This is a genomic window from uncultured Thiodictyon sp. (assembly GCF_903946935.1).
Classification (GTDB): domain Bacteria; phylum Pseudomonadota; class Gammaproteobacteria; order Chromatiales; family Chromatiaceae; genus Thiodictyon.
Genome location: NZ_CAJAXH010000290.1, coordinates 1 through 9,467 on the forward strand (window position 1 = coordinate 1; position 9,467 = coordinate 9,467).

Annotated in this window: 9 protein-coding genes; 4 read left to right on the forward strand and 5 right to left on the reverse strand. The window is 63.2% G+C overall.

Annotated elements, in window-relative coordinates; all coding sequences use genetic code 11:
* Positions 1-77: 77 nt before the first annotated feature.
* The 5 genes from QZX93_RS25045 to QZX93_RS25065 all read right to left on the reverse strand — a co-directional run bounded on the left by QZX93_RS25045 (position 78) and on the right by QZX93_RS25065 (position 4,729).
* Positions 78-371 (reverse strand): hypothetical protein, encoded by a 294-nt coding sequence (locus tag QZX93_RS25045; RefSeq protein ID WP_295389455.1) that lies wholly within the window; start codon positions 369-371, stop codon positions 78-80.
* Positions 372-374: 3 nt separating this feature from the next.
* Positions 375-794, reverse strand: coding sequence for a hypothetical protein (locus QZX93_RS25050; RefSeq protein ID WP_295389457.1), 420 nt, complete (start codon positions 792-794; stop codon positions 375-377).
* 517 nt (positions 795-1,311) lie between these two features.
* Positions 1,312-2,550 (reverse strand): glycosyltransferase family 4 protein, encoded by a 1,239-nt coding sequence (locus QZX93_RS25055; protein WP_295389459.1) that lies wholly within the window; start codon positions 2,548-2,550, stop codon positions 1,312-1,314.
* A complete protein-coding gene (locus QZX93_RS25060; RefSeq protein WP_295389461.1) occupies positions 2,547-3,185 on the reverse strand; it encodes a DapH/DapD/GlmU-related protein in 639 nt (212 codons plus the stop codon). Before QZX93_RS25060 ends, QZX93_RS25055 begins: the two co-directional genes overlap by 4 nt.
* A gap of 32 nt (positions 3,186-3,217) precedes the next feature.
* A complete protein-coding gene (locus tag QZX93_RS25065; protein WP_295389462.1) occupies positions 3,218-4,729 on the reverse strand; it encodes an MATE family efflux transporter in 1,512 nt (503 codons plus the stop codon).
* A gap of 935 nt (positions 4,730-5,664) precedes the next feature.
* Here QZX93_RS25065 and QZX93_RS25070 point away from each other — a divergent pair.
* The 4 genes from QZX93_RS25070 (at position 5,665) to QZX93_RS25085 (ending at position 9,426) form a co-directional block, all read left to right on the forward strand.
* Complete coding sequence (locus tag QZX93_RS25070) at positions 5,665-7,155, forward strand: exosortase/archaeosortase family protein (RefSeq protein WP_295389464.1); 1,491 nt, start codon at positions 5,665-5,667, stop codon at positions 7,153-7,155.
* A gap of 197 nt (positions 7,156-7,352) precedes the next feature.
* Positions 7,353-7,697: a hypothetical protein gene (locus QZX93_RS25075; protein ID WP_295389465.1), complete on the forward strand. Its 345-nt coding sequence runs from the start codon at positions 7,353-7,355 to the stop codon at positions 7,695-7,697.
* Positions 7,694-8,050, forward strand: coding sequence for an IS66 family insertion sequence element accessory protein TnpB (gene tnpB, locus QZX93_RS25080; protein ID WP_295389467.1), 357 nt, complete (start codon positions 7,694-7,696; stop codon positions 8,048-8,050). Before QZX93_RS25075 ends, tnpB begins: the two co-directional genes overlap by 4 nt.
* Positions 8,051-8,097: 47 nt before the next feature.
* Complete coding sequence (locus QZX93_RS25085; protein ID WP_295389469.1) at positions 8,098-9,426, forward strand: IS66 family transposase; 1,329 nt, start codon at positions 8,098-8,100, stop codon at positions 9,424-9,426.
* The last annotated feature ends 41 nt before the right edge of the window (positions 9,427-9,467 follow it).

Genomic DNA, 9,467 nt, shown 5'->3' on the forward strand with positions numbered 1-9,467 from the left:
AGATCGTGTCGGTCGAGTTTCATGTGCGCGTCAGGCTGAACGGTGGGGTCCCCGCGACGCCACCAACTGTTGGGGTGCTATCCTCCAACACAATGCCCCCACGCCACCGCGTTCCGGAAGGGGGGGGTCTGAACGATTACAGAGCGGGCTTCAGCGACATGCTTGGGATTGATTTCAAAACCCAGTATAGCTGCATTCATGAATCCTTCGTATGAAGCGAGGATGAATGCACCTTTACCACAAGTGGGCTCAATAACTACCGCGGGGTCAATAGTGTGATTTCGCTTTAGAACGGCAACAACTCTTCTGGCAAGATCAATCGGTGTTTGAAAATCACCATATTGCCACTTTTCAAATGATTTCTTAGTCATTTTTCAGCGAATTCTTGCGATACCTGAAACCGCACCAGCATTTTGAATAACCCTAGCGTACTGAAGTCTCCACTGGAGCGCGTTGGATATTGTCAGGTAGCCTTGATTCGGCGGCCGTTCTAATATCCTGTCGGCCAGTTCCACAGCGCCGATTTCATCAACGGGTAAGTTTCTTTCAATGATAAACGCAACAACATCGTCCTTATTCCCTTCTCTTGCAAGAATGTCCAGTAACCCTTTTGTGGTTTGAAAATCTGCTGTACGCTCCTTTTCGACGAATATCGTATGCTGCATATTCAACCGGCCAGTCTTGTTTTTGTGATCATCGGTCTTGTCATATAAAAATACAAGCAAATGATAGCCGAGTCCGAACACTTTCTGAGATGCAGATCTGAAAGGACATGATGATTGCGGCTGCTTCACGCTCGTTACCTTTATATCGACTTCTAGGCTGGGAAGATCGATTCCAGATGCCGAGTTTCCTTGTCTATACTCATACTTCTCAGCCAAATAGGCTGTAAACTTATGCTCTAGATAGGTTCCGACCGCTTTTCAATCAGTTACACCGTAGAGAGACGGCTCGTCGTAAGTAGTCTCCATCTCTGCGAATTGTGATGCTTCATGTTGCAATGTCGTAACAGTTAAATTTGATTTCATGCTTCTCTCTGTGTTTCCTTTGTCCAGCTAAAGATTCAGATAACGCTGGCGCGTCTACAAAGACCATAAGTTCGAGGGCGACGGCGATGGCTTAAAAATTCGGGATGTTGGGTTTGATTCGGCAATCCAACCTAAGGCCCTCAAAGCTAAGCATTCTCTTTGGCGCAACCCACGGCGTTGCCTCGGACTGGTATGTTACGCCGCTTGGGGGCTCCGGCGCCTGTGCAATCCGGTTCCCGTCGCTGAGACATGTTGCTGGTCTCCTGACAGCACGAGGACGGAATTAGCCCCGGCGTCCCCGCGGCAACTCCCGGTAAATCTCGACCAACCGCCCCGCAATCGCCGACCACGCATAGTCCCGCCTGGCCTTGGCTTGACCCGCCGTGGCGATGCGCCCGGCAAGCGCTGGATCGCCCAGGACCTGGAGCAACCGTGCGGCCAGGTCGGCCGTATCGCCGGGCTGGGCGTGGATGATGTCCGCCCCGTCGGTGGTAAAGGAGGGGATGCCGCCGACGCGGGCGGCGACCACCAGCCGGCCGGCGGCCCAGGCCTCCAGGATCACGATGCCGAATGGCTCGTGCAGTGAGGGCAGGCAGAAGACCTCGGCGGCATGGTAGGCCGCCGGGAGCATGGGATCGTCCGGGCGCAGCCCCGGGATCAGCGTCACCCGTTCGGTCAGGCCCAGGTCCGCGACCGTGGCCAGTAGCCGCTCGTGATAGCCGGCCACTGTCACTGGCCCGAGCAGGACCAAGTGGGCCGTCGGGATCTGGGCGGCGACCGTTGCCAGTGCCTCCACCAGTCCGATCTGGTTCTTCTGATAGTCGATGCGGCTAACGCACAGGATGATGCGTCGGTCCGCGGCGATGCCATAGGCGGCGCGAAAGCCCACGGCGTCGCCTTGGGCGAAGGCGTCGCAGTCCACCCCGTTGGGGACCAATTCCACCCGCTGGCCGGGGAGCTGGGCCTTGGCCGCGGCGTATTCGTCGCCACCGACACAGACCACCGCGGCGGCATCTTCCAGCACGCGCCGCGCGCCGAGCAGTGCGCCGAAGAGGCGGCCCCACTCAAACCGGTTCCTGATGGGCGCCAGCATCTGGTCCATCTCGCCCTTGGGGACCTCGAAATAGCCGCCGTGCAGGGTGACGACATAGGGGATGCCGCGCAGTCGGGCCGCGGTGCGGACCACGCCACCGACCCGTTTGCCGGTATGGGCATGGATCAGGTCCACACCGGGCTCGCGCAGCAGGCCGAGCAGCAGGGAGAGGGAGAGCAGGTTGCCGCCCTTCTTGTCCATGTCGCGGCGGTCGTTGGCGGTGAGGCCGAAAAAGGGGTAGCTGTAGGGGAAGCGCTGCACCGGCACGCCCTGGATGGTCTCGCGGCGCTCATTCGACAGTGCCAGGCTGGTGAAGATGGCCGACTCATGTCCGGCGCGCTGCAAGGCCCGGCTGGTCTGGAGGATGGTGGTCTCGGTGCCGCCCCACTCGGACACCACGAAACGCCTGGGGACCTGGACGATCTTCATACTGACTCCGCGGGCGACTCAGGCGCCCCTTTACGCCGACCCACCACCCGGGCCGGGACGCCCACGGCAATCGACCAGGGCGGGATGGATTTGGTGACCACGGCCCCGGCCCCGACGATGCAGCCGCGCCCCAGCGTGACGCCTTGCAGGATGACCGCGTTGAGCGCGATCCACACATCGTCCTCGATCACCACCGGGCCGGTCAGGACCGGCTGGTCGTTGATGGGGATGTCGCAGCGCTCCACTGAGTGTGAGACGGTGTTGATGCTGGTGTGACCGGCGACCAGCACATTGCGCCCGACGGTCACACCGCCATTGCCGTAGACCAGACAGAAGGGGCCGAGCCAGGAGCGATCACCCAGGGTGACGAAGCCCCGGTTGGCGTTGATGACCACGGAGTCGTTGACGTTCACGCCATTGCCGAGGGTAATGCCTGGGTTGGCGTCCGTGTTGGCGCGCAGGGTGGCGTGGCGCCCGATGCCGACGGCGTCGCCGAGCCGGATACGCCCCGGGTATTGCAGGCTGACCCCGGGGTCGATGTGACAGCCGCGCCCCATGGCCCCGAGGCGGGCGCGATACCAGGTGAGGCGTGTGCCTTCGAGGGTCCGGCGGATGACGCTGAAAGGTCCTGGCATGGCGGCTCCCGATCGGTTGGTGGGTGAGCGGTTCAGGCGGGGCGGGATTTGAATCGACGGCGCAGCTTGCCGGCGATCAGGTCCCGCTCGGCGGCGGTGAGGCCGCTCCAGTAGAAGACCGTGAAATAGACGAGCGCACTGGCCGCGCCCTCCAGGAAGATCCAGACGAACCCGCTGATGGGGTGCCACTGGGCCAGCAGCCAGGCGGTGCCCAGGGTCGGGACCAGGGCCGGCAGGGTCGGCCAGATCGCCCGGCGCACGAACCCGGTCAGGGCCAGCCCCTGGTCGCGGCAGGCGCGCGGCACCACCAGGGTGAACTCCACCAGGAAGGTGGCGATGAGGGTCCCCAGGGCGACCCCGAGCAGACCGAAGAACTGGATCAGGATGAGCGACAGTGCCAGGTTCAGCAGCGCCGAGCCGCCCATGGCGAAGGCGACGAAGCGGTGCTGACCGGTCATCCCCAACACATTGGCGGCGTTGAGCTGGACGCTGGCCAACAGCATCGCCAGCAGCAGGATGCGCAGCACCGTGACCGATTCGGCGAAGTCCGGCCCCATCCAGTGGACGATGAAGGGCTCGGAGTAGAACAGGAGCAGGGCGACGAAGGGCACCGCGATGGCCAGCAGGAAGCGGGTGCCGTCGACCAGGATGCGGCGCACCGTGTCGGTGTCGCCCGCGCCCTTGGACAGAGACACCAGCGGCATCAATGCGTTGGAGAACTGTTTGTTGAGCAGGTAGGTGTACTCGGCGATCTTGGCCCCGACCGCATAGACGGCCACCGCGGTGAGCGGCAGGAACGTCTTGATCACCACCGGGTCCATGCGCAGGATGATCAGGACCGCCACGTTGGCGATGAAGAAATACACCGAGAAACCGAGCAGTTCGCGCACACGGGCGGGGGCGAAGAGCCGTGGCGAGACCGATAGCCCCGGGGTCAGGCGGATGGTGAGCGGCAGCATCACCACCGGCCCCAGCAGCATGGTCGTCGCGGTGGCGATGGCCATGCCCACCAGGCCCAGGCCCGCCTGGAGCAGGATCACGATCAGGGCGGCGTTCACCAGGGTGGTCACCAACTCGATGCCATTCACCAGGTGCATCCGCCCGCTGCCGATCAGGATCGCCTTGATCAGGCTGGCCGGGAAGTTGATCGCCACCACGCCCCCCAGCAGCCACAAGGCCAGGGTGAAGGGTGCGGCCTGGTCCGGTTTGAGCGCAAACCAGCCGGAGGCCGGACCCGCCAGGATGGCGACCAGGGCGATGCAGATCAGGCCCAAGACCGTGTAGACCACCAGCAGGGTGGACAGGACCTGATTGCGCGCGGCGTGGTCGCCGCTGGCGGTGAGTTCAGCCACATATTTCATGGCCGCGGTGGCGAAGCCGAGATCCAACAGGCCGAACAGCCCGACCACGGCGAAGATCAGCGACCAGAGCCCGAACAGGTCCAGACCCAGGTGACTGACCTGGAACGGGATGAGGAAGAACATCACGGCGATGCCGACGATGACCCGCAGGTAGTTGCTCGCGATGTTCAGGACCCAACGCATCGGGGGGCTCCGGGGCGGTGAATGGAAATGGGACGCCGTGCGCCAACCATGGCGGCGGGTGCCGGTGGCCAACAGGATGAATCAACGTCGGCGTGCGCAGCGGAACCACTGAGGCATTGTGGCGCCTAGGGTTGCATAATACACTATAGCGAAAGGATGGCATTTGTTGCTGCGTGGGCCTTGATCATAGCTCCGGCCGCCAGCGCTCGCGGCGCGGAGCGCCTGGGAGCGCCGACATTCTGTCGGCCAACCGCCGCAGGCGGTTCGCGGTCTCGCGGTGAATCGCAAATGGCTTTGTTTTCGCGAGGATCCAACGGCGCTTTGCGCCGTCGCCGACAGAATGTCGGCGCTCCCAGGCGCGGCGGTCACGAGAGGCTGGGTGGTCGGAGTTACGATCAACGCCGCTGCGTGTGAATGACCGCGGCGCGGTCTGAGTCGTCTTGCGACTGCCGGTTTGGCAGATGACCGTGAGGCAGTGCGGCTGAAATGGCAGCCAGGCTTGATGCGGCCTGTGGTTCAGGTCACGTGAAGGATGCGTTTCTCACATAACAACAGCGTGATGGAGCTGTTTCAGGGGGCTGGCGCGAGTTTTGCTTAGAACATATAGAACGCACGGATTTACTCGACAATAGGGCCTTCCCCATGAGCTATCGTCATCGTCTACTTCCCTTCGTGGTTGCCGCGGCCCTCGGTGCCGGGGCTCAGTCCGTCTTGGCCCAGACCCCGGCAAAGCCCGCCAATCCGGCAACACCGGCAACACCGGCCACTCCCGCAACGCCCGCCGGTCCAGGCCCTGGAGATTTTTCCGGCGGGCAGGGCGGCGGCGTTATGGGCGCCCCGAGCGGTATCCCGGAACCCCCGTGGCTCCTGTTGGCGGCGGTACCATTCATCCTGTTGTTAAAACAGAAATTTCAAAAAACTGGCGGGCCGCGTAAATGATCCCTGAGCCGCCCGTCAAAGGGCAATCGTTGCTGCAACAGGCCAAGCACCTGTGGTCTGCACTGCGGACCTTCGGCGCCACCGCGCCGGTGGCTGCCGGCCAGATCGGGTCAGTGGTCCGTACCGTCCTGTTGCTGGCCGTCATGTTCCTGCTCCTGCATTTCGCCCACCTGACCGAGGTGCTCTCGGCCCTGACTCGCCCTTTGGTCACAGGGGCCGCCGCGGCATTTGGCATTGCGGCAGTCGATCGGGGCAAGGACATCGTGCTCGGTCAACTGGTTATTCCCTGGACCCAGGACTGCTCCGGGGTCAATACCTTGATCATCCTCTGGGGCGTCACCCTGTGGGCCAACCATAAGCGCGCCTTTGACGGCGTGCTGCTGGGACGCTTGTTGCTTTGCGTCCCGGTGGCCGTGCTGGTGAATATGCTGCGGATAGCCACGCTGGCGGGCTATCGTTATGTCTTCTATCCGGCGTGGGAAGGGGAGGAACTGCACTATCTGATCGGCTTTCTGTGGATCGTGCCGTTCCTGATCCTGTTTATCGATGACCTGCAACAAATGGATCGCACCCGCTGGCTGGAGGTCATCTACCTGAGTCTGGTGCTGGCCTTGGTGGCGGTTCCGATCTTTTCACCGGGGGGGCATCTGATCGCCCTGTCGGCCCTATTCTTTCTTGCCCATAGCCGGCTCGCGGACGCCCCCGCAGCGCGCTTGGGCGTCGCCTATCTGGTCTGGGGCCTGGCGGCGGTCGTGATCGCCTGGTCCAGCATGGAATCGCTGTGGATCCCTTGGTTGCTGGTGTGCCCCCGGTTGGTTTCCTGGCGGCTGTTGTCATCCGTCAGCGGCTTGATCATCCTGTCCGGCACCGTCTCACTCCTGGCCATGTGGCCGCAATGGCAGGCCGTCGTCGCCGTGGTACTCTGTTATCGGGTCTACCTGATCCTCCTTGGCGGATCGCCGCAGGAGGCGCGACCGGCCCCGATCCCACTCGGGGGCGCCGAGGCCGCGCTACTCGCGTTCCTGGGCATGGCCCCGTTCGTGCTGCCGCCCCTCGTCGCTATCGACTATAAGGTCGAGCCGCCCCCAGCCGGAGTGGTGGCCCAGCAGATCGCATCCAATGGCTATCAGCTGCAGTTGGACGGACAGCCGACGAGCATCCGTATGTACTGGTATGGCGCCTTTGATCAGGGCCGCCACCATTCGCTGATCTCGTGCATGCGTTTTCGCGGTCTGACCTTGGAAACGGTACGTGGTCAGGAGGAGGTTCTAACCGGCGGGGGCCTGTGGATGCGTGAGTTCTTCATCCATCGCGGGAAACTGCAAGCGGGCTACCGGTCCTATCTGCTTTCAAGCTTCCTGCCTTTTACGGGAGCGGGCAACCATATCATTCTGGATGCCCCGGAAGCAGCCATGAGCGCGGCCGAGTTTTCACAGGAGAGTGAACAACTCGCGGCGGCAGTCTTCGCCGCCTATCGCGGGCCTTGATCATCCTAAATTCGGCAGTTTCTCGCGCGAAGCCGCGAAGAACACGAAGAAGAACAAAAAGTTAGATCTCACGCGTCGTTCACCAGGCGGGTGTACAGGACAACGAAGATAAGTAAGCGTCCGGCGAATTACATCTTTCGCCACCCCAGTCGAACCGGCGAAAATCACGCCTGGTTCAACAAGGCCGGGGGTGCAGTATGGCAAAGCAGGGGAACGATCAGCAACGCAGCACGGCGCAGTGGCGGGCGCTGGTCGGCGCGTATGAAGCGAGCGGATTGAGCGCGCGGGCGTTTTGCGCACAGCGGGGGGTGGCACAGAGCACGTTTTATCACTGGTGCCGACGCCTGCGGGAGGACGCGGTGCCGGCACCCGGGGCGCACTTGGTCCCGGTACGGGTGCTTGAGGAGCGGCCGGCGCTGGTCACCGGTGGTGCCAGCGGGATTGCGGTGGTCGCTGGCGGCGGCGTGCGGGTTGAGGTGGCGTGCGGATTCGACGGGGCAACCCTCACGCGGGTGCTGGCGACCCTGGCGGCGCGGGGATGATCGCCTTGGGGGAGGACACGCGGGTCTACCTGGCGCTGGGGGCCACCGACATGCGCAAGTCCATCGACGGCTTGGCGGCCTTGGTGGTGGACGTGTTGCAGCAGGATCCCTGCACGGCGCAGGTCTTCGTCTTCTGCAATCGTGGACGCAACAAACTCAAGGTGCTGTGCTGGCAACGCAATGGCTTCTGGTTGTGTTACCGCCGCCTGGAGCGTGAGCGTTTCCGCTGGCCGTCGGTGCGCGACGACGCGGCGGCCGTGACGGTTACGACCCGCGAGTTGCGGTGGCTGCTCGACGGACTGCAATGGCAGCGGATAGAGGGGCATCGCGAAGCCCATTTCAGTGTCTGGTGACGGTCGTATCTGAGCGATTGAAAAGCGTTTCTGATAGAATAGCCGGCATGCCAACCGCTGCCCATTCACGTTCTGCCGACCCAGTGTCACTGCATGCCGAAGTCATTCGGCTGAAGGATTGCGTGGTCGAATTGGAGCAGGAGCGGACCCGTCAGGCGCAACGGATCGAACAGCTGCTTGACTATATCGCGCTGCTCAAGCGCAAACGCTTCGGCCCCAGCAGCGAGCAGGTCGCCCCCAATCAACTCGGCCTCTTCGATGAGGCGGAGTTGGAGGCGTTGATCGGGGAACTGGAGCAGGAGGCCCCGCCGCCGTCACCACCGGTCCCCGACACGCCGGCGGCGCCACCGAAGACCAAGCCGGTGCGTCGGCCGCTGCCAGCCCACCTGCCGCGGGTGGAGCGCATCATCGACCTGCCGGCGGCGGTCAAGGCAAGCCTGGGCAGCGATTGGAAACTGATCGGCTACAACGAATCCGAGCAACTGGCGGTCATCCCCCGCCAGCCCTATGTCATCGTGTTCAAGCGCGCCAAGTACGCCCCGTTGCACCCCGCCGTACCCGGTGCCGAGCAGGGCGTGATCATCGCCCCGCGCGCCCCGCAAATCCTCCCCAAGGCGATCGCCGACAGCTCGCTGCTGGCCGATATCGTGGTGGGCAAGTTCGCCGACGCCCTGCCGCTGTATCGCCAGGAGCGCATCTTCGCCCGCGAAGGCATTGAGATTTCGCGCCAAACCATGGCCGGGTGGCTGATCCAGCTCGATGCCAAGCTCACGCCGTTAATGGCCGCCATGAAGGCGCTGTTATGGACCGGCCCGGTCCTGCACATTGATGAGACGCCCGTCCAAGTGCTTGACGAGCCAGGGCGTAAGGCGACGCAGAAGTCGTATATGTGGGTCTATTGCGGCGGACCACCCGAACGGCCGGTATTGATCTTTGATTACGCCGATACCCGTGGCGGGGCGGCGCCCCGACGCTTTATGTGCGGCGGCGCGCCACCCCATGACCCGCCGGTGTATCGCGGGCATCTGGTCACCGACGCCTATAGCGTCTATGACGCCTTGGTGGTGGACTTGGTGTTGCTGGGCCGCGGCGGCTGCTGGGCGCATGTGCGACGTAAATTCGTCGAGGCCACCGCCGGACGCACGCAGAGCGCCGCGGCCCACCAGATGGTGGCGCTGATCGGAAAGCTCTATGCCGTGGAGCGGCGCCTGCGTGACGTCACGCCCGCCGAGCGTCAGGCGCAGCGCGCGATCCAGAGCCGCCCGATCCTTGACGCCAGTAACCATCCCCCGGCAAAGCCGGGGGCTTTCATTCGTGAGCCGCTCGAAGCGGCTACGGGGTCGCTAACGCGGCCCCGCGGTTCTTGGGCCGCCTAAAGGCGGCGACTCAGCCCCAGAGGTTGAGCTGTTCGAGGCGC

What these genes read in the sequence shown, in the direction of transcription:
- QZX93_RS25085 (WP_295389469.1), top strand. Translation starts at nt 8,098, where the DNA reads ATGCCAACCGCTGCCCATTCACGTTCTGCCGACCCAGTGTCACTGCAT.
- tnpB (WP_295389467.1), top strand. Translation starts at nt 7,694, where the DNA reads ATGATCGCCTTGGGGGAGGACACGCGGGTCTACCTGGCGCTGGGGGCC.
- QZX93_RS25045 (WP_295389455.1), bottom strand. Translation starts at nt 371, where the DNA reads ATGACTAAGAAATCATTTGAAAAGTGGCAATATGGTGATTTTCAAACA.
- QZX93_RS25060 (WP_295389461.1), bottom strand. Translation starts at nt 3,185, where the DNA reads ATGCCAGGACCTTTCAGCGTCATCCGCCGGACCCTCGAAGGCACACGC.
- QZX93_RS25070 (WP_295389464.1), top strand. Translation starts at nt 5,665, where the DNA reads ATGATCCCTGAGCCGCCCGTCAAAGGGCAATCGTTGCTGCAACAGGCC.
- QZX93_RS25055 (WP_295389459.1), bottom strand. Translation starts at nt 2,550, where the DNA reads ATGAAGATCGTCCAGGTCCCCAGGCGTTTCGTGGTGTCCGAGTGGGGC.
- QZX93_RS25075 (WP_295389465.1), top strand. Translation starts at nt 7,353, where the DNA reads ATGGCAAAGCAGGGGAACGATCAGCAACGCAGCACGGCGCAGTGGCGG.
- QZX93_RS25065 (WP_295389462.1), bottom strand. Translation starts at nt 4,729, where the DNA reads ATGCGTTGGGTCCTGAACATCGCGAGCAACTACCTGCGGGTCATCGTC.